The organism is Bacillus piscicola, assembly GCF_022458745.1.
Lineage (GTDB): Bacteria > Bacillota > Bacilli > Bacillales > Marinococcaceae > Alteribacillus_A > Alteribacillus_A piscicola.
This window is the reverse complement of record NZ_JAJJJF010000006.1, coordinates 1-20,485: the sequence shown is the minus strand read 5'-3', so window position 1 is coordinate 20,485 and position 20,485 is coordinate 1. Positions and strand designations below refer to the sequence as shown.

At 43.0% G+C, this 20,485-nt stretch carries 16 protein-coding genes and 2 pseudogenes; 11 read left to right on the top strand and 7 right to left on the bottom strand.

All coding sequences use genetic code 11. The annotated features are described in order from the left end of the window. Positions 1-96 precede the first annotated feature (96 nt). From LOR49_RS10850 to LOR49_RS10830, 6 genes and pseudogenes are all read left to right on the top strand, one after another. Positions 97-1,818 (top strand): pyruvate oxidase, encoded by a 1,722-nt coding sequence (locus LOR49_RS10850; RefSeq protein ID WP_240376703.1) that lies wholly within the window; start codon positions 97-99, stop codon positions 1,816-1,818. Between the two features lie 266 nt (positions 1,819-2,084). Beyond that, a pseudogene (locus LOR49_RS17720) lies at positions 2,085-2,415 on the top strand (transposase); the annotation flags it as partial. A 182-nt stretch (positions 2,416-2,597) separates the two neighbouring features. Then, positions 2,598-2,816: a transposase gene (locus LOR49_RS17715; RefSeq protein ID WP_420830437.1), complete on the top strand. Its 219-nt coding sequence runs from the start codon at positions 2,598-2,600 to the stop codon at positions 2,814-2,816. Between the two features lie 214 nt (positions 2,817-3,030). Then, positions 3,031-4,589 (top strand): IS3 family transposase gene (locus LOR49_RS10840; protein ID WP_240376701.1). Its coding sequence is split into 2 segments (ribosomal slippage): positions 3,031-3,664 and positions 3,664-4,589, totalling 1,560 coding nucleotides; the frame shifts between segments, so codons are not numbered across the junction. Between the two features lie 160 nt (positions 4,590-4,749). Further along, positions 4,750-5,757, top strand: a pseudogene (locus LOR49_RS10835) (DUF3231 family protein). 159 nt (positions 5,758-5,916) lie between these two features. Further along, positions 5,917-7,176, top strand: a complete 1,260-nt coding sequence (locus LOR49_RS10830; RefSeq protein ID WP_240376699.1) for an L-lactate MFS transporter — start codon at positions 5,917-5,919, stop codon at positions 7,174-7,176. Positions 7,177-7,223: 47 nt separating this feature from the next. Here the strand turns inward: LOR49_RS10830 and LOR49_RS17500 are convergent, their stop codons facing one another. The 7 genes from LOR49_RS17500 to LOR49_RS10800 form a co-directional block, all read right to left on the bottom strand. Next, the gene (locus LOR49_RS17500; RefSeq protein ID WP_275899630.1) at positions 7,224-7,349 is read right to left on the bottom strand and encodes a hypothetical protein; all 126 of its coding nucleotides are present in this window, start codon (positions 7,347-7,349) and stop codon (positions 7,224-7,226) included. Continuing rightward, positions 7,349-7,585 carry a heavy-metal-associated domain-containing protein gene (locus LOR49_RS10825; RefSeq protein ID WP_240376698.1) on the bottom strand — a complete coding sequence of 79 codons (237 nt, stop codon included), beginning with the start codon at positions 7,583-7,585 and terminating at the stop codon, positions 7,349-7,351. The genes LOR49_RS17500 and LOR49_RS10825 overlap by 1 nt, the downstream gene beginning before the upstream one ends. Before the next feature lie 5 nt (positions 7,586-7,590). After that, the gene (locus LOR49_RS10820) at positions 7,591-8,094 is read right to left on the bottom strand and encodes a helical membrane plugin domain-containing protein (RefSeq protein WP_240376696.1); all 504 of its coding nucleotides are present in this window, start codon (positions 8,092-8,094) and stop codon (positions 7,591-7,593) included. Then, positions 8,069-11,059 (bottom strand): formate dehydrogenase subunit alpha, encoded by a 2,991-nt coding sequence (fdhF, locus tag LOR49_RS10815; RefSeq protein WP_240376695.1) that lies wholly within the window; start codon positions 11,057-11,059, stop codon positions 8,069-8,071. The genes LOR49_RS10820 and fdhF overlap by 26 nt, the downstream gene beginning before the upstream one ends. A gap of 174 nt (positions 11,060-11,233) precedes the next feature. After that, on the bottom strand, positions 11,234-12,670 hold the full coding sequence (locus LOR49_RS10810; protein WP_240376694.1) for an aldehyde dehydrogenase family protein: 1,437 nt from the start codon (positions 12,668-12,670) through the stop codon (positions 11,234-11,236). 12 nt (positions 12,671-12,682) lie between these two features. After that, positions 12,683-14,314: an acetolactate synthase large subunit gene (locus LOR49_RS10805; protein ID WP_240376693.1), complete on the bottom strand. Its 1,632-nt coding sequence runs from the start codon at positions 14,312-14,314 to the stop codon at positions 12,683-12,685. Between the two features lie 167 nt (positions 14,315-14,481). Next, positions 14,482-15,507, bottom strand: a complete 1,026-nt coding sequence (locus LOR49_RS10800; protein WP_240376869.1) for a YeiH family protein — start codon at positions 15,505-15,507, stop codon at positions 14,482-14,484. 154 nt (positions 15,508-15,661) lie between these two features. On the opposite strand from LOR49_RS10800, the gene LOR49_RS10795 reads away from it, so the two are divergent. The 5 genes from LOR49_RS10795 (at position 15,662) to ehuA (ending at position 20,076) form a co-directional block, all read left to right on the top strand. After that, a complete protein-coding gene (locus LOR49_RS10795) occupies positions 15,662-16,564 on the top strand; it encodes a LysR family transcriptional regulator (protein ID WP_240376691.1) in 903 nt (300 codons plus the stop codon). Positions 16,565-16,865: 301 nt separating this feature from the next. Next, positions 16,866-17,807, top strand: coding sequence for an ectoine/hydroxyectoine ABC transporter substrate-binding protein EhuB (ehuB, locus tag LOR49_RS10790; RefSeq protein ID WP_240376689.1), 942 nt, complete (start codon positions 16,866-16,868; stop codon positions 17,805-17,807). A 108-nt stretch (positions 17,808-17,915) separates the two neighbouring features. Further along, positions 17,916-18,578 carry an ectoine/hydroxyectoine ABC transporter permease subunit EhuC gene (gene ehuC, locus LOR49_RS10785; RefSeq protein ID WP_240376868.1) on the top strand — a complete coding sequence of 221 codons (663 nt, stop codon included), beginning with the start codon at positions 17,916-17,918 and terminating at the stop codon, positions 18,576-18,578. Beyond that, entirely contained in the window at positions 18,575-19,306 is a 732-nt protein-coding gene (ehuD, locus tag LOR49_RS10780; protein WP_240376686.1) for an ectoine/hydroxyectoine ABC transporter permease subunit EhuD, read from the top strand. The genes ehuC and ehuD overlap by 4 nt, the downstream gene beginning before the upstream one ends. After that, positions 19,306-20,076: an ectoine/hydroxyectoine ABC transporter ATP-binding protein EhuA gene (gene ehuA, locus LOR49_RS10775; protein WP_275899629.1), complete on the top strand. Its 771-nt coding sequence runs from the start codon at positions 19,306-19,308 to the stop codon at positions 20,074-20,076. Before ehuD ends, ehuA begins: the two co-directional genes overlap by 1 nt. Positions 20,077-20,485: the final 409 nt, after the last annotated feature.

Here is a 20,485-nt window from a genome sequence, read left to right as displayed (position 1 = left end):
CACTCTTTAAGTTCACTCCGTTTTTCCGTTTGTAAGAAGCCTGAAAAGGTAATAAGTATCTTACAATCAAGTGAAAGTAGAGGAGGAGTGACTACGGTGTTTGAGAAGAGAACGGGAGAAATTCTTACAGAACAGCTGATTGACTGGGGAGTCCATCATATATACGGGATGCCCGGTGATTCCATCAATGAATTCATCGATGATCTTAGAAAAAAACAAGATGAAATATCTTTCATTCAAGTACGTCACGAGGAAACAGGGGCTCTAGCCGCTTCCGCTTACGCAAAACTAACTGGAAAGCTTGGCGTGTGCTCCTCCATTGCTGGACCTGGAGCCGTTCACTTATTAAATGGTTTATACGATGCAAAAGCAGATCATGCACCTGTCCTTGCTATCGTTGGACAGGTACACAGCGATCAAGTCGGTACGAGTGCCTTTCAAGAAGTGAATCTTGAGCAAATGTTTGAGGATGTTGCTGTTTTTAATAAACGTGCTGAAACAGAAGCACAACTACCTGATATGCTCAACCAGGCGATCCGGGAAGCATACGCACATAAAGGAGTTTCTGTCCTCATTGTTCCAGACGATCTATTTGCGAAAAAACAGAAAGAATTTGATCGGTTAACTGCCAATCACTATTATCAACCGGAGATTGTTTCGAAAGAGTCGCATATAGCCAAGGCTAAAACATTAATGGAACAGGCGGAAAAACCCGTCATTCTCGCTGGAAAGGGAACGGCACATGCAAGGGAAGAGTTGCTAACCTTTGCGAAAACAATCGGTGCTCCCATCGTTCTTAGTCTGCTGGCGAAAGGAGTAATCCCGGATAATCATCCTTATTGTCTCGGACAACATGGACAAATAGGCACAAAACCCGCCTACTATGCGATGAAAGAAGCCGATTTGCTGATCCTCGCCGGCACCCAGTTCCCTTATCGCGACTTTTTACCGGACAAGGCGAAGGCGATACAGATTGATAATAAGCCCGAGAACCTGGGAAGGTATTATCCGATTGATCTTGGACTTGCTGGTGACACTAAGGAAACATTCACATCCTTAACAGACTCCATTGCGCCCAACGATTCTCATATATTCCTAGAAAAGTGCCAGGCCAAAATGGAAGAGTGGCGCAATAATCTTCAGAAAGAAAAAGAAGCAGAGACGACCCCAATCCGAGCACCGCAAGTGATGCATCAATTAGAGCAGGTCATGAAACCTGATGCAGTAGTGTCCGCAGATGTCGGCAATGTAACCGTGTGGACAGCCCGTTTCCTGCCATTTGCCAACCAAAAGTTTGTCATCTCGGGACGAATGGCTACAATGGGAAGTGGTATTCCCGGTGCGATTGCAGCGCAGCTTTCTTACCCAGACAAACAAGTCGTCAGTATCTGCGGGGACGGCGGCTTTTCAATGGGGATGCAAGATTTTATTACAGCTGTAAAATACGAGCTCCCCGTAAAAATGATCGTTCTTAACAATCGTAAAATCGGTATGATTAAATACGAGCAACAACTGATGGGCCACTTAAACTACGAGACAAAGATTGAAGAGATTGATTTTGCCAAATTTGCGGAGGCATGCGGGGGAGAAGGGTATCGCATCGAAAAATATGAGGATTTAGGAAAGAAAATGAAACAAGCGTTCAACTCAGAGAGCCCTGTCATTATAGACGTATCCATCGAAGACCAAGCACCGCTCCCCGGCCATATCGATTATCAGTCAGCTGTCAATTTCTCGAAATATATTATAAAAAACTTTTTCGAAACTGGAAAAATGGACCTTCCTGATGTAGAGAAGTCGATCAACCGCCTCACCTAAAAAACAATCCTAACTAGGGGGCTGTATCAAAAGGTCATAAAAAATGACCTTTTGACAGCCCTTTTTTTAATTCTATAAGATTTATCGTTAAGATTAATTAATACCCTTTCAGATAGATGGCTCTTCAGGTTCGCTTGCCGCGGGCAAGGCTTCAGCTAACCGACGGAAGATCACCGTCGGTGGATCTTCAGCTCTTGCTTTTCCCGCAGGCGTCTCACCTGATCGCCATTCAAAGTAGTGGAACGAAAAAACAATCTAACATTTTTATGAGTAGCCAAACGGTCACTTTCCAAGAGGATACCATGAATCAGCTGTATCTTCCTATGGATTTTTCGGATTTAATTCCGGAAGATCACGTTGCCCGGATCGTAAGCGACATGATCGACGCCCTGGACGATCAGCTGTTTTTTGATGCTTATAAAGGGGGCGGCCGCCCTGCCTATCATCCGAAGATGATGGCGAAAATCGTCCTGTACGGATACACCCAGAGCCTGTTTTCTGCGCGCGCTATCGAAGGAGCACTAACCGAACACTTGCCCATGATGTGGATGGCGGCCAGTCAGACACCAGACTTCAACACGATCAACCGGTTTCGTTCGGAACGCTGCAAATCGTTGATGGATACCTTATATCCGGAGATGGTTCGGCTGCTAATCGAGGAAGGGTATGTGGATGGAAGAGACTATTTTTATCGATGGAACCAAGATCGAAGCCAATGCTAACAAATACACGTTTGTTTGGCGTAAAAGTATCAAGAGGTATACAGCCGGGACTTTAAAATCTATGAATGTGAGTCCTGTGAAGGATGCCCATTCAAAGCGGACTGTACCACCGCCAAAGGCAACCGGAAGGTCTATTATAATCCGGTTTACAAGGAACTCAAAGCGAAAAAAGCGTTCAAACTGAAAAGTGAATTCGGACGAACACTCTACGCGCACCGAAAAACGGACGTGGAGAGTGTATTTGGTCATGTCAAACAAAATCTCGGCTTTCAGTGATTCCACCTGAGAGGGCAAGAAAAAGTCCAGGTGGAGTTCGGTTGGGTGGCCCTGGCCCACAACATACGGTGGCGGCGACGAAGCGCCGCCAAAAGAAACAAACAGCATAAACACAACCAAAAAAGCCATGGTTCCCATCTTACTAGATTGATATGCTCCCCTAAAGGTAGACAGATGAAATAAAAAATCTGTTTATCTTTGGGGGAGTATTTTTATGGCAAAAAGTAAATTTTCAAAAGAAGAAAAGTACGAGATTTTAATGGCTCATGAAACTGGAGAAATAACATTGCGTGACTGTCTTCGGAAACACCAAATATCTGAACGAACTCTTTACTCCTGGAGAGAAAAATATGAACATTTTGGGTTGGTTGGTCTAGAAAGGTCAAGTGGTTGGAAGAAATACTCCAAAGAGGTAAAGGAAGCTGCGGTAATAGATGCTTTATCTGGAGAATATTCTCTTATTGAGGTAACTCATAAATACAACATTTCTAGTCATTCTGTACTTAGAAGATGGATAAAACTTTATAATGGTCATAGAGAGTTAAAAGAAACATCGAAGGGGAGAGACCGGTCTATGGCCAAAGGTAGAAAAACAACGGTGAAAGAGAAAATAGAAATAGCGTCATATTGCATGGAACATCATAAAGATTATCATAGAACAGCGGAGGTCTATCAAGTCTCGTACCAGCAGGCATACCAATGGGTAAAGAAGTATGAAGATGGTGGAGCTGACGCTCTTCAAGATAAACGCGGAAGAACCAAACCTGAAATAGAGCTAACGGCAGAAGAGAAGGTCACATTTGAAATGAAAAAACTTGCCCGAGAAAATGAACGGTTACGTGCGGAGAATGCATTCTTAAAAAAGTTAGAGGAAATAGAAAGGGGGCGAAAATAAATCAAATCCAATTTGAAACGAAATATATCGCTATCCAGAAGCTTCATGAGGAAGAAGGCGTAAGCATTGTAGTACTTTGTGAAATCGCTGGTATTTCACGAGCTGCTTACTATAAGTGGCTGAAACGTACACCTTCTACCCGAGAGCTTGAAAATAAAGAGATCATTAGAGAAATGAAAGCCCTCCATCAAAAAGTGAATGGGATCTATGGTTATCGCCGTATGACGTTAAATATAGATCGAAAGTTTACACAGAAGATTAATCACAAACGCATTTATAGGTTGATGAGGGCTGCTGGTTTACGGTCTGTAATTCGAAGAAAGAAAAGTCCTTACAAGCGCTCTATCCCTCAACATGTGGCGGAGAATGTGTTAAATCGTGAATTCCAAGCGGAAAAACCGAATGAAAAATGGGTAACCGATGTCACGGAATGTAAATATGGCTCTTCCCAGAAAGCCTATTTAAGTGCCATTCTTGATCTATATGACGGCTCTATTGTTAGCTATGTTTTAGGATATTCTAATAATAATCATCTTGTTTTCGAGACGCTTGACCAAGCTACAAAGGTTTTGGAGGGAGACCAACCACTGATTCATAGTGATCGTGGATTTCAATATACATCTCGTGGGTTCAAACGTAGAGTAGATAAAGCCGGGATGACTCAAAGTATGTCTCGTGTCGGTAGATGCATTGATAACGGCCCAATGGAATCTTTTTGGGGAACTCTCAAGTGTGAGGAGTATTATTTACATAAGTATAGGTCGTTTGAAGAACTTTATAAGGGAATTAATGAATACATTGAATTCTATAACCACGATCGCTATCAAAAACGACTAAACGGCCTCAGCCCTATGGAATATAGAGCTAAAGCCGCTTAGCGTTGTTTTTATTATTTCTACTGTCTACTTGAAAGGGTGCAGTTCAGATGGCCTCATGGCTTTTTTGGTTAAAGGCTTTTGATACAGCCCCTATTCTTCCTGGAATATTCCACAGGTTTAACGTAAATAATAAACATATCAATAATTTGGAGGGTGGCTCATGCCGGAAGAACATAACCCAAGACTAACAGCTGCTGAGATATCGGTTATTTGGAGCAGCTGTGCGAATAACGGCCTTTCTGTATGCATGTTAAACTATTTTTTAGCTAATGTGGATGATCCAGATGTGGCATCTGTTTTAGAATTTGCGCTCGGAATCTCTCAATATGATTTACAGAGAAGCAAGGATATTCTAGAGAAAAATCAACAGCCTATCCCTATCGGTTTTCGAGAGGAGGATATAAGTCCTAACGCCCCGCGCCTTTTCTCCGATGCTTTTTATTTATATTACTTGAAAAACATGGCAAAAGTAGGGTTGTCCGTATACGGGGTAGCATTAAGTACGGCAGCAGACACGGATGTTCGTGCTTTCTTCAGCCAGGCGATCCAAACATCGACAGAGCTCTATAATAAAACGGCCGCTGTCTTATTAGACAAGGGTCTATTCATAAGAACCCCTTACGTGACAACTCCGGACACGGTTGAGTTTATCAACAGTAAAGACTATATAAGCGGCTTTCTCACGACCAGTAAAAGACCGCTAAACGTGATAGAAATCACGCATATAGAAGCTAACGTTGAAACAAATACGGTAGGCAGCATACTTCTGACTGGTTTTTCCCAAGTAGCGAAGTCGAAGAAAGTTCGTGAGTATTGCCGGAGAGGAGCAGAGATAGCGAAGAAGCATATTAACATTTTTGCAAAATTGCTGACCGATGATGATCTTCCTGCTCCCATGGCATGAGATGTAGAACTCACGGATTCCACGGTTGCCCCTTTTTCAGATAAGCTGATGATGTTTCATACAACCACTTTAATCGCATCGGGCATCTCTAACTATGCAACCGCATCCGCTGCCAGTTTACGAACGGATATTGCGACGTCCTACGTTCGGTTAACAACAGAGAATGCCCAGTTCGCAACAGATGGTATGACTTTAATGATCAAAAACAAATGGATGGAGCAGCCGCCGCAAATACCTAACCATAAAAAACTGGCAAAAGGATAAAGAATCCAATAGGGCCAAGGCCGACATACTATTTATAAAAGACTTGGAGTTCCCACCAATTCGTTTCTAAGAAAACGATTTGGTGTTTTTTTATTTGCTCATATTATCCCCGTTCCATGCTCACAATAAGGATATCCTCTTAAGAAAGGAGAGATGGTATTGCCAAATAAAAACAGATGGCTCATTGCCCTTTCCGCTATTGCTATACATGTATCCATCGGGTCTATTTATGCATATAGCGTGTATCAAATTCCTTTAAATGAAACCCTCGGTTGGGAGAAGACAGATGTGTCGCTTGCCTTTACGATTGCCATCTTCATTCTCGGATTCTCCGCAGCATTTTTCGGTAAATTTGTTGAAGCAAAAGGCCCTCGTCCTTCCGCTATAATCGCAGCGGTATTATTTGGTATCGGAACGACAGGAGCCGGTTTTTCCATTCAACTTGAAAATTATTTCCTGTTCTTACTATTTTTTGGGGTAATTGGAGGACTTGGTCTTGGTTTTGGTTACATTGCTCCTGTATCCACTCTTGTCAAATGGTTTCCGGATCGAAGAGGGCTTGCTACAGGGATGGCAGTGATGGGTTTTGGTGCGGGAGCACTAATAACGAGTCCGGTTGCCAATCAGTTAATGATTCAATTAACAATTCCAATGACGTTTTATATTCTTGGTATTGCTTACTTTCTTCTTATGCTTTTTGGCGGACTCTATATTGCAAGGCCTCCAGAAGATTGGGCACCACACGGCAAAAAAATAAAAGAAGAAAATGGAAATAGCAAGGATTTAGCTTATCTTAATGCAAATGAAGCCATCAAAACATTACGATTTTGGTTGTTATGGTTTATAATGTTTATTAATATTTCAGCCGGGATTATGATATTATCTGTGGCATCCCCAATGTCTCAGGAAATCACTGGTGCTACTGCTGCAACAGCCGCCTCAATCGTTGGGATTATGGGATTGTTTAATGGAGGCGGTAGGATTGGCTGGGCATCAGCATCCGATTATATGGGCCGTTCCAACACCTATTTAACCTTTTTTATCATTCAGGTCGTTGCTTTCTTGTTACTACCTTTCATCAGTAATGTTATCTTCTTTTCCATCTTGCTTTTCATTATCGTCTCCTGCTACGGAGGTGGCTTTTCCTGTTTACCTGCCTTTATCGGTGATTTGTTTGGTACGAAGCAGTTAGGAGCCATTCACGGTTACCTGCTGACATCTTGGTCCTTAGCTGGTGTGGTTGGGCCTATGATCGTATCCAATGTGCACGAAGCAACACAAAGCTATACGTTAACATTTTTTCTATTTGTAGGCTTCTTAGTGGTAGCGCTTGTCCTGTCCTTTTTAATGAAAAGAAACATTACAAAAATACGCGAAGGGGCAGTGGAAACATCAGTACCAGAGCCGTCACCACAATAACAGAAAAACATCCTTTTCATGAGAAAAGGATGTTTTTCTTTATTTCATTATTGTTTTTGAGAACGATCCTCCATACAGTTCTGGCAAATACCTAAGATATTGTATCCCTTTTCTTCTTCTTCTTCTTGCTCTTTCACTTCTTTATGCCCGCAAATCTCACAAAGCTTTGCCATTAAGACTCCTCCATTTCTGTGTGTGAGGTATGCTCTGCTACTTCGAATCCGCTATCCCGGACAGCTTGTTCAAAGTCCGTGAAAGATGCAGCTTTATCATTAAAAGATATAATCGCTGTCCCTTTTTCTGGGTGAAGGGTGACGTTTCGTACTCCCCACACATCGTAAAGTGCTTCATGGATTCGTTTTTCATCTGCTGCACTCATGTCTACAATCGATAGCGTACGAGTGACCAAGTAGATCATCCTTCCTTTCTCTTGGCATTTTTCCTAACCATTTCTTCCCCCATACCGTTTAAAAAGGCTGTCAGATATGAAAGTGCCGACAAGACATGAGGATCACTCATCGTTTTAATAAGCCCCCACTTACTGACTTTTTCATTTTTCTCGACTTCTTCTGATAATCGTTCCATTCCAAGAGCAAGCCCATTTAGCATTCTTTCTAACTCTTCCGGCTCAATTTTGCCTATGAATTCAACGACATTAAAGCTGTTCTTAATGAGATGATGTACGGATGGCTGATTAATGGTATCTATACTGATTGCCCCTATTTTCTCCCTCATCTTCAGTGCGCTTCTTGCCATATCAAGAACCCCGGATTGTTGAAGCTCTTCTAGAATTTCAAGCGTTGTCTGGATAGACTCGCGATTGTCTGCTATTTGTCCGAGCAATGCTTCATGGGCTTTACGTTGTTGTTCCTGCTCTGTTTCTTTATGAATATCAATTTGCGTTATTGCTTTTGCCATCCTCAATGCCCTCCTTTTCTACAACCTCTGGCACCGGTGTAAAATCGGGTCTGTCCCATTTTTTGTTGACATTCACACCAATTTGGGGCTGCGGATTGCCAAACCGGAAGTTCACATGAGGCAGTGGTGATTCACCATCTGCTTCTAGTACATCCATCTTGACCTGCATTTCTTTATAGTTAGGGGTGTGCGTGTCTTTGTCGTGGTAACTGCTTGTTAATTTATTGACCGCTCTAACATCCTGCATGGAGTTCATCGGTAGATATAATTCTTTGCCCTTCACACTGTCTGTCACGAGCACACGTACTTTGACTTTTCCATAAGGGGATGTTAAGCGAACAAGAGCGCCCGTTTTGATCTTTCTTTCTTCCGCCAGTTCATGAGATACCTCCAACCACGGATTTGGGGCTTTATGTCTAATTCCCTCTGCTTTATTAGTCATGTTACCTTCATGGAATTGTTCCAAAATCCGCCCATTATTCAGATGAAGATCATATTCACCGCCAGCTTCAAACGGTTCACTCCACTCTACTGGGAACAACCGCGCCTTACCGTCAGGAAAACCAAACGATTCTTGATATAAAAGCGGAGTATCGTGGCCGTCCTTATCTACAGGCCAGACTAGGCTTTCCCAGTTTTCCAAACGCTCATAACTCACTCCGGCAAACATAGGGGCTAGCGACGCTGCCTCGTCCATGATTTCTCCAGGGTCTGTGTATTCCCAATTTGCACCACACTTGTTGGCAAGTTCTACGAATATTTCCCAATCCGGTTTGCTGTTTCCCAGAGGCTCAAACACTTGGTAAAAACGTTGGATACGTCGTTCCGTGTTCGTGAACGTACCTTCTTTTTCTAGACTGGGCGAAGCAGGTAGTACGACGTCCGCGAATTGAGCGGTTCTTGAAAAGAAGATGTCTTGCACAACGAAAAACTCAAGCTTTTCAAACTGTTCCTGTACATAATTAATATTCGAATCAACGAGTGCCATTTCTTCTCCAAATAAATACATGCCTTTGACCGAACCATCGTTAATCGCTTCTACAATCTGGTGATTATCCAAGCCTGGCTCCTTTGGAAGTGTTGTTTGCCATGCTTTTTCATAGCGGGATCTCACTTCTTTACTTTCAACAGGTTCATACCCCGGGAAGAAGTTCGGCATTGTTCCGAAGTCACTCGCTCCTTGCACGTTATTGTGACCACGGAGCGGGTAGGCGCCTGTTCCTTCTTTTCCGAAATTCCCTGTGACAAGAAGCAAGTTAGCAATTGCAGTACTCGTATCCGTACCTCCAATATGCTGCGTAACTCCCATGGCCCAAAGAATGCAGGTTCCCTTTGACTCATGAATCATTTTAGCAATTGATATGAGATGATCTTTCGGCAGACCCGTAATTTTTTCAGCATATTCAAGCGTATACTTCTCAAGGGACTCTTTATATTTCTCCACATGGTTCACACGGCTCTCTAAAAATTCGTTATCATCCCACCCTTGATCCAACATGTACTTCGTGACCGCCGATAACCAAACTAAGTCTGTACCAGGCTTTGGGTGAATATGAAGATCTGCTCGTTTTGCGAGTTCGTTTTCTCTTAGATCTGCCACTATCAGTTTCTGATCATGAAGTTTATTCGCTCTTTTGACCCTTGTTGCTAGAACAGGATGCGATTCAGCTGGATTGGCGCCGACCACGATCACTAGACCTGCACTCGCGATATCTTTTATCGTTCCGGAATCCCCGCCAATCCCAATCGTTCGCATTAAACCGGCTGATGCCGGCGTCTGGCAATATCTTGAACAATTATCTACATTGTTCGTTTGAAAAACAGATCGTGCTAGTTTTTGAAACAAGAAATTTTCTTCATTCGTACACTTAGAAGACGAGATAAAACCAAGCGCTTCTGGTCCCTCTTTTTCTTTTATTTCTTGGAACTTACTTGCTATTAGGGATAGCGCTTCATCCCATGATGCTTCAACAAATCTATCGCCTTTCCTTATTAGCGGTGAGGTTAACCGTTCTTCACTATTGACAAAATCCCATCCGAACTTCCCTTTCACACATGTAGAAATACCATTAACAGGCGCTTCAGGCTGCGGTTGAATTTTTAGGATATCCCGGTCCTTCGTCCAAACCTCGAAGCTGCATCCCACTCCGCAATAGGTACAAACCGTTTTGGTCCGATCTATTCGGTCCTCACGCATGGATGCTTCCACATTGGATATTGTGAAAATTTCTTGGTATCCCGGCTCCACTTCCTTTGTTAGATCAATCATTGGCTCCAGGATATTTTTTGGTATGCCTGTCATGTAACCAGCTTCGCCAAGCATCGATTTTTCCATCAATGCGTTACATGGACAGACAGTCACGCAATGACCACAGGAAACGCATGAGGATTCATCTATAGGTACATCATTATCCCAGATCACTCTTGGCTCTTGCCTTTCCCAATCTATACTTAACACTTCACTCACTTGAAGATCCTGGCAAGCCTCCACGCATAGACCGCACAAAATACACTGATCAGGTTCGTAACGGTAATTGGGATGCGAGTTATCCGGTGGATACGGCTTGGGGGTGAATTCATATTTCTGATGATCCAACTCTAAAAATTCCGCTGTGTTGTGAACTTCACAATTACCATTATTGTTGTCACAAACCGTACAATACAGCTCATGATTTTCGAGTATGCGTGACATGCCTTCCAGCTGAGCGGCTTTTGCTTTACCCGAAACGGAGCTTACTTTCATTCCTGATTTAACCTCTGTGGTACAGGAACGCTGCAGTTCTCCATCCACATCTACAAAACATGTATCACATGTTTGGATGACCCCGATCCCAAGGTCAGGTTGACTGGCACAAATCCCCGGGACATACTCGTCATTATCCCTACAGGCTTCAAAAATTGATTTTCCTGGTTTTGTCTTTATTCGTTCATCATTGAAATGAAATGTTAATTCATTGTCTTCCACTTTACAATCACCTGCAATATTATGACTTTATGTATAGTTATTTACAGAAGGAGCACGTTATATAACAAAAAGCCTAAGATTAAAATTATTAGAACGATAAAAGGAAAATATTTTCGATCGGACTTCACCAAAAAAGGAGTTATCCCTGTGGGACACTCCTTTTATTCGCAATTATTATTTTCCATTAAGCTTTACGCCGATAAACTTCATTTCCGTCATTTCGTCTATTGCATACTTCACCCCTTCTCTCCCCAGACCGCTTTGTTTTACCCCGCCGTATGGATGATTATCCTGGCGGTAAGTAGAAACCTCGTTAATCCATACTCCTCCTGTTTCTAGTTGATCCGCTACCCGCAGTGCCCGATCAATATCCTGGGTAAAGACACCTGCCTGCAAGCCGTATATCGAATCATTCGCATAGCCTACGACTTCATCTTCTGTATCAAAAGGAATTACCGAGACGATAGGAGCAAACACTTCCTTGGCAATAACTTTCATGTTGCGGTCTACATCTGTCATAATGGTCGGTTTTAAAATCGTCCCGTCTCTGTCTCCTCCTGTTTGAATGACTGCTCCCTTTTCAACAGCATCATCAATCCACAGCTTTGCACGCTTCGCCTCTTCCTCCGTAATCATTGGGCCGATGTCGGTACTCGTTTCTTTCGGATCTCCAACGCTTAGTTGTTCTGTCTCTTGGATGAATTGTTGAAGAAACTGATCATAAATCTCTTTTTGTACATAAATACGCTGCGCGGATATACAGACTTGGCCGGAAAAAGAAAACGCCCCCTTGACTAAGGCATCAACTGCTTCATTAATATTCGCATCTTCGAAAATAATATTTGGGGAGTTGGACCCTAATTCTAAGGTTACTTTTTTAAAGTCTGCTGATTTTCGAATTTCCCTGCCAACAGGCAAACTTCCCGTGAAAGTAATTTTATGAACTTTATCGTGAGTCGTAAGCGGTTCGCCCGTTTCTTTTCCAGTTCCAATCAATAAGTTTAATACTCCTTCCGGGAGACCGGCATCATGAAACAATTGAACCAATTTGTAGGCAGAGACAGGCGTTTTCTCAGCTGGTTTAAATACAATTGTGTTTCCCGCGGCAAGAGCGGGCGCAATTTTATGAAGGGACAGATTAAGCGGGAAGTTAAACGGAGTGATGGCTGCAACAACGCCTAGTGGTTGACGCTTGATCATCCCTATTCTATTCTCACCGCCGATCGCCGCATCCATCGGAATAACCTCACCGGTAATGTTTTTAGCCAATTCAGAAGCAAAGCGGATTACCTGCACGGACCGTTCCACTTCAGCACGGCTGAATGTAATCGGCTTCCCGGCTTCTACTGTAATTGTTTGCGCAAAATCCTCCATTCGTTCTTCCAGCAAGTCAGCCGCCTTCCGGAGAATTGCCGCTCGCCTGTAAGCCGGCATTCCTTTCATGGTCCCATGAAACGTATCAAAGCTGTTACGAACAGCCTCGTCTACATCCACACGGGTTGCCAAGGCCAGCTCTGCTACAACCTCGTCATGAAACGGGTTCTGAACCTCTATCTTATCTCGATTGCTTTCCTTTCTCTCTTTTCCATTAATAATGGAACCAATACGCATCGTTTCACCCCGCTAACAAATGATGTCCCCTAACTTTTCAGTCAATTTCATGTTTTCGCTGTAATCAACCGGACAATCAATTAATACCGGCTTCTTGAGCGCGATGGCTTTTTCTAATGCTGGTTTTAGCGCTTCACTCTCTTTGACTGCAATCGTCTCAAATCCGTAAGAACCCGCCAGCTGTAGAAAATCTGGATTCCCAAATTTAATGTACGAGGACCGCTGGAATTTCTTCATTTGATGCCATTCAATCAAACCGTAACCTTCGTCTCTCCATAGCAAAATGACAATCGGCAGGTTCAGCCTTTGTGCAGTTTCTAATTCGGCACTCGTCATCTGAAATGAACCATCTCCACAAACAGCTACGACTGATCGTTCCGGGTAAACCATTTTAGCTGCAATAGCCCCGGGTACAGCAACCCCCATGGAGGCAAGCCCATTTGAAATCAAACACGTGTTAGGCTCAAAGGTATGATACATTCTAGCAAGCCACATTTTATGGGCCCCTACATCGGAAACAACAATATCCTGTTCTTGCAAAACCGATCGCAAGTCAGAGACAATCTTCTGTGGCTTCACGGGAAAATGATCGTTGTTTTCATATGCTTCCAGCTCTGCGAATGCCTTGTCTCTCACTCCCTTCACCCACTCATTATCTCTATCTACCGGGGAAAAGGCTTGATCTAGTTTTTGTAAGTTTCTTTCGATGTCCCCGATCACGTGCAAAGCCACTGGATAATGGGCATCTGTTTCAGCTTCCCTGGTATCGATATGCATGATTGGTACTTTTGCATCCGGGTTCCAGCTTTCCGGAGCATATTCAACCATGTCAAACCCAACTGCTATAATCAAATCTGCTTCGGTAAAACCGCACGTGATATAATCGTTGCCACCAATCCCCGCGGTCAATAAACTAAGCTCATCTTTCCAGGACAACGCTCCTTTTCCCATAAAGGAATGAACAACGGGGATATTTGTCTTTTTAACAAACGAACGAAAAGCTTCGGCTGCATTTGCTCTTGTCACACCATTACCCGCCAAAATAAGCGGATGTTTAGCTCTTCCGATACGTGCAGCTGCTTCGCTTACCACTTCATTATTCGCTTCCACGTGTGCATGGCTTGTTAAAGATAGCGGTGAACCCTCTACTTCCGCATTGGCAATATCCTCCGGCACATCAATATGAGCAGCACCTGATTTTGGCTCGGTTGCGACTTGGAATGCTTTTCGCACCACTTCCGGAACAATTTCCGGTGTTTTTACCTGCACACTCCATTTCGTAACTGGATCGTACACGGATACCAGATCATAGTATTGATGAGAAATTTTATGCTGACGGTACAGACCCGCCTGTCCGGTGATGGCAATGATGGGGTTCAGGTCCATATTGGCATTGGCTACCCCTGTTAAAAGATTCGTCGCCCCCGGTCCAAGCGTCGCTAAACAGACACCCGGCTTTCCCGTCAATCTTCCATAAATTCCTGCCATAAAAGCTGCTCCTGCTTCATGCCTCGTGACAATAAATTCAATCGGTGAGTCACGAAAAGCATCCATAAGATCGATGTTTTCCTCGCCCGGCACCCCAAAAACGTATTCTACCCCTTCATGCTCTAAGCACTTTACAAGCAGTTCTGCCACTTTCACTATAAACACCCTTTTGTTGTTTAGTAACTACTGCTCTTATATTTTGTACAAAACGCTTTTTTTAGTCGTATTTCCGGAGAACAGCTTAGTTACAGGAATTGCTTTCAGTAAAAAAACACACGTTTTTGATTACACTTCTGTAATCAAACGTGTGTTCCTACCTAACCTTACACAATAAAGTAAACAATGATGGATAACGCAATGGAAGTAATCGTCATTGCTGCTAATGGGCGCATTGCTCTTGTACGTAAATCCTTCAAGCTGACATTCAAACCGAGCCCGACCATCGCTGCTGTTAACAACCACGTTGTCAAAGTAAATACACCGTTCATGACGTCTTCAGATACAGGGATAGAATGACCAAACACATAGCTTCCTAGAAGACTTAAAACGATAAAGCCAACAAGAAACCATGGGAATTCGATTTTTGCATTCGTTTCCTCGTTTCCTTTGTTTTTCCGCTTCATTATATAAATAAAGACAAAGCAAAGCGGCACAAGTAAAAAGACACGTCCCAATTTTGCCAGCAATGCGATAGCTAACCCATCTTCTCCAGCAGGGGCCCCCGCCAATGCCACATGGGCAACTTCATGAAGGCTGGTTCCAGACCAAATACCATATTGAATGGCATCAAGTGGTAGAAACGGCCGCAAAATAGTGTAGCCAATTGCAAAAACAGTACCCATGAGGGCGATAATCCCTACACCAATCGCCGTATCTTCGTCTTTTGATTTAATAATTGGTGCAACAGCTGCAATTGCCGCTGCACCACAGACGCCAGTTCCAACTCCTAATAATAATGAGATTGTTTTGTCTGCCTTAAATGCTTTCGCCAGCCAAACTGTTATAAAAATCGCAAACACAATGACACCAGCATCTCGCAATAGCAGCCCCAAACCATCACTTAAAACAGTATCTATGTTGAGTTTAAGTCCGTATAAAATAATTGCGGCTCGAAGTAAACGTTTGGACGAAAAAGCAATTCCCGTTCGAATAGCTTCTGGATAACCAAAAATTTGTCGGTAAAAAATAGCGATAATAATGGCACACGCCAGCTGTCCAACATGATCAAATCCTGGTACCATCGCTAGCAAGTAACCTAATAAAGCGATCAGAAAAGTAAAGGCTACACCTCCGCTCCACGCAGTTTGTGGAGAAGGTCTTTTTGAAGCCTGTGTGTTCGTATTTGACATTGCCACGGAAACACCTCCTGTTATAAGGATACTGGTAATATGCGCATAAGGAAAATAATTATTAATAATTATAACCATAAGTAAAATGTTATAATAAGTTAAAATGATGTTGCTAAAACAAGATAACGTAAATCAGGAAAGCGGTGAATGTCGGGTGGATCAACAATTGCAGGTCTTTATAACGGTTGCGGAAAAAAAGAACTTCTCAAGGGCAGCGGAAGAATTATTAATGACTCAGCCGGCTGTAAGTCAGTACATCCGAACATTTGAAGAGAATATAGGTATGAGGCTGCTGGAGCGGACAAACAAGTACGTTCGTTTGAACAAAGCTGGTGAAATCGTCTATCATCATGCGAAAGAAATAGTGGGACTATATTCAAGAATGCAAAACCTTGTGGATGATTTAGTCAATAAAGCAAGTGGGCCCCTGTCAATCGGTGCCAGCTTTACATTCGGTGAGTATGTCCTTCCCCATGTCATTGCAAAAATGCAGGAAAATACACCTGATATTCTACCCTCTGTAACAATCGGCAACACTGCAGAAATAGCCGGTTATGTGATGAGTCATCAACTTGATATTGGCATTGTAGAAGGACACTTTGACAAAGAGAAACAAATGGAAGTCGAGGAGTTCGCCGAAGACTATATGGTAGTAGTTGCGTCACCAAAGCATCCATTAGTAAACAAAAGAGATAAAGTATTAATAAAGGATTTGGAACAACAGAGATGGATTTTGCGGGAAACGGGTTCGGGTACAAGGGAAGCAACGGAAAAGGTTTTCGAGCGCTATGATATATCCCCCGCCTCTATTATGAGCTTTGGAAGCACACAGCCGATTAAAGAAGCGGTTGAAGCGGGCTTGGGCATTAGTTTATTATCGCAGTGGGCCATTCAAAAAGAACTTCGAAATGGTGATCTGCAAATACTTAACGTAAAGGGGCTGCCGTTTACAAGACAGTTTTCGATCGTTACAGCTTCACCATTTAAAACAAAATCTTTGCAGGTATTTATTGATCTGTTACGGCATAATAAAGAACTAACCGTTTGGAGCACGTAATCCCGTATCCTTAAGCAGGTGCAAGAAAAAACGGAGCTTTGAAAAAACAAGCACCGTTTTTTCTAATAATTCTGGCGCTTAAAGGCGTAATCTGGATCATACGACAGCATGTAGTTGTTACTCTGAGCCAACTAGAACTAATTGCGTCAAATAAACATTTATTACCATTTTTCTGAATATACTGAGTTTGTAGATATTGGTAAATACCTATAACATAAAAATACGACCGTTTAAAACAAATGAGAGAATGGTCGGATGCAACATATGTAACGATAGTCTACTTATTGGGGGGTACATGAAAATGAAAAAATCTGTATTTGCGGCATTTTTTTTAACAGCTTTCATCATGATGCTCGCAGCCTGCGGAACGGAAGATGAAGCGGCGTCCGATGACGCAACGTCCGATGAAGCGGCGTCAAGCGGAGAAAGTGATGCAAACAGTGAAAGTGCGGGAAGTTATTTAGAAGAATTACAAGAAAAAGGGACAGTGAAAGTCGGTTTTGCGAATGAAAAGCCATATGGCTATCAAAATGACGAAGGGGAACTGACCGGTGCCTCTGTCGAAACAGCAAGAGCCGTTTTTAAAGAGTTAGGCATCGATAACATGGAGGGACAATTAGCCGACTACAGTCAGCTGGTTTCTGGTCTTTCTGCGAAAAAGTTTGACGCGATCACTTCTGGAATGGCGATCACGCCGGACCGCTGTGAAAGCGTAAATTTTGCTGAGCCGGATATGAAATACGGGGAAGGATTAATCGTACAAAAAGGCAATCCGTTAGATCTGCACAGTTACAAAGATATTGCCGACAATCCGGACGTAATCGTATCCGTTATGTCCGGTGCCACTGAGAACGATTTCTTAAAATCAGAAGGTGTGGACCCTGACCAAATTCAGAGTGCCCCTGATATTCCAGCCACTTTCGCAGCCGTCCAGTCTGGTCGTGCTCATGCGACTACCGGAACAGAAATGACCATTAAAATGGCATTGGAATCTGCTGATACCGATGAATTGGAGTTTGTTGGAGATTTTGAGCAACCTGACATTGAAGGCGTGCCGAGTTACGGTGCCGTAGCTTTTCATCCGGAACATGAAGAACTGCTAAAAGCTTTTAACGAGAAATTAGCAGAATTAAAAGCAGACGGAACAGTAGCTCAGATTTTAGAAGACAATGGATTCAGTGCGGATTTGAATTTCCCTGATGAAGGTGTCACAGCAGAAATGGTTTGCCAAGGAGAAGAATAATCCAGGCAGACACTAGGTCGACTCCATTAGGTAGGGTCTGGCTCTTCCGGGGCCAGACCCTTCATTTTTGCTTGAGACCAACGATGATCCGCTAAAGGAGTGATTACTATTAGTGCAATTATTGATATTTTTCCTTTTCTTGTTAAAGGAATCCACATCACGCTTACCGTCCTTCTAGCTTCTGCTGTTTTTGGCTATGCCATGGCTTTTATCGCTGGACTGTGCCGTCTGTCCCAAAATCCTATTCTTAGAGGGTTCACAGCCTTTTATGTGGAAGTCTTCCGAGGCACTTCTCTAATTGTTCAGTTATTCTGGCTATTTTATGCTTTACCCATCTTATTCAACATTGATTTAGGCAGTGAATTTTGGGCCGGATCGATTGCCATAGGACTGAATTACGGAGCTTACATGTCCGAGATTGTCCGTGGATCGATTCTATCTGTTTCAAAAGGTCAGTCGGAAGCAGCGACCGCATTAAACATGTCCAGATTCCAACGGATGCGTCTCATTATTTTTCCGCAAGCTGTCCGAATGATGCTTCCTGAATTCGGTAACTATCTCATTCAAATGTTAAAAGCGACATCCCTGGTTTCGCTTATTGGACTTACGGATGTTCTGTACCACGGTGATATATTGAGAAGTTCAAATATTTCGATGGCACCCGGTATTTATTTCATGGTGCTTATCTTCTACTTCATCCTTGCGCTGCCTTTAATTTGGTTAACGCGTAAAATGGAAAGCGTATCGAAAAAAGGGGTGGCTAGTCAATGAATACTAATAATTGGAGCTGGGAGACCTTTTTCGAAGCCTTCCCTATTGTGATCCAGGGACTTGGCATTACAGCCGGATTAACGTTTGCCTGTTTTCTATTTTCTTTGATCTTCGGATTTTTTTGGGTACTCGTTCGGCAAATTCCTATCGGATTCATTCGCGGATGTATCATATGGATCATGGAATTTATCCGTTCCACACCGCCGCTCGTGCAGTTGTTTTTTATATTTTACGCCTTCCCGATGATCCCCGGAATCGGAATGACATTATCCCCGTTTACGAGCGCCGTACTCGGTCTCGGCATACACTTTAGCACATACATTGGCGAGGTATATCGCTCCGGCATTGAATCCGTAGACAAGGGACAGTGGGAAGCAGCAAAAGCACTCAACTTTTCAACGGGAAAACGGTGGACGAAAATCATATTGCCGCAAGCCTTGCCACCAACGATTCCGATGCTCGGAAACTATTTAATTATTATGTTTAAAGAAATTCCACTTGCATCCACGATCGGTGTAGTCGGCATCCTGCAGCTAGCCAAAAACTACGGAGCCCAGCATTTTAATTACTTAGAAGCATTAACAATCGTTGCTATTCTTTTCCTCGTGTTAAGTTATCCTTCAGCACTCTTAATCAACAAATTGGAAAAGAAAATGAATCGCCGTTTTGATAAAAAAGCACCATCCGGATCAAGGCCTATACCAGATAACAAAGGAGCTGTCATGTGATGAAAGATCCCATTGTCCGTTTTAAAGAAGTACACAAATCATTTGGAGATGTCGACGTCTTAAAAGGCATCAACCTAGATATCGCTCCAGCTGAAAAAGTAGCCGTCATCGGGCCGAGTGGATCAGGAAAAACAACCATTATTCGCATGTTGATGACCCTGGAAGAGCCGACCTCCGGTGACATTATTGTAGACGGTAACAACCTCTGGAAAATGGAGAAAAACGGAAAGATGGTGCGGGCAAATGATAAACATCTCCGCAATGTCCGCGGGGATATCGGCATGGTATTCCAGCATTTTAATCTGTTCCCGCACATGACGATAATGGAGAACTGCACCACAGCTTTAATTCACGTTAAAAATATGAACAAGGAGGAAGCTAGAGAAAAATCTGCTCAGATGCTGGGGAAGGTGGGACTTGGAGACAAAATTGAACAATATCCAAGCCAACTCTCCGGTGGTCAAAAACAGCGGGTCGCAATGGCACGAGCTCTGGTGATGAATCCGAAGGTAATGCTCTTTGATGAAGTAACCTCTGCCCTCGACCCGGAGCTCGTCGGTGAGGTACTCGAAGTGATCCGGGAAATCGCCAAAGAGGGAGATATGGCCATGATTCTCGTCACTCACGAAATGGACTTTGCCGTTGATATTGCGGATAAAGTGCTTTTCCTCGACGGTGGGGTCATTGCTGAACAAGGCAGCCCGCAAGAAGTAATTCAGAATCCAAAAAACGAGCGCCTGCAAAGTTTCCTACACCGGTTTATTTCGTAGTTCATTTACAATATGCCTTCTTTTTTAGGGGTCTCTCCCTTAGAAAACATAAAAACCGAGCGGGGACTGGAGATAAATCCGATCCCCGCTCGGGTTCTGAGCATTGTACGTTTGGTTTGGCCTATTACCGTTGTTGATGAGTAATCGGTGTGTAGCTTTAAAATAAAGTTTGATCATAAATACCTCACAAACCTGTATATTACCACAAACAAACGAATCCATTTTGGAAAAAAGATTGATCAAAATGGATTCGTTATTTGTGAAGTCGTATACAATTTTTATATAAAGTTTGATCATTTCTACTTATGTTATTCCGCAATTGCGCCCTTTTCCTGAATAAACGTCTGCTTATTAAACGATATCCACCTTTTTTTCTTTCTTCCACCGATAAACCAAAAGGGAGATGCTT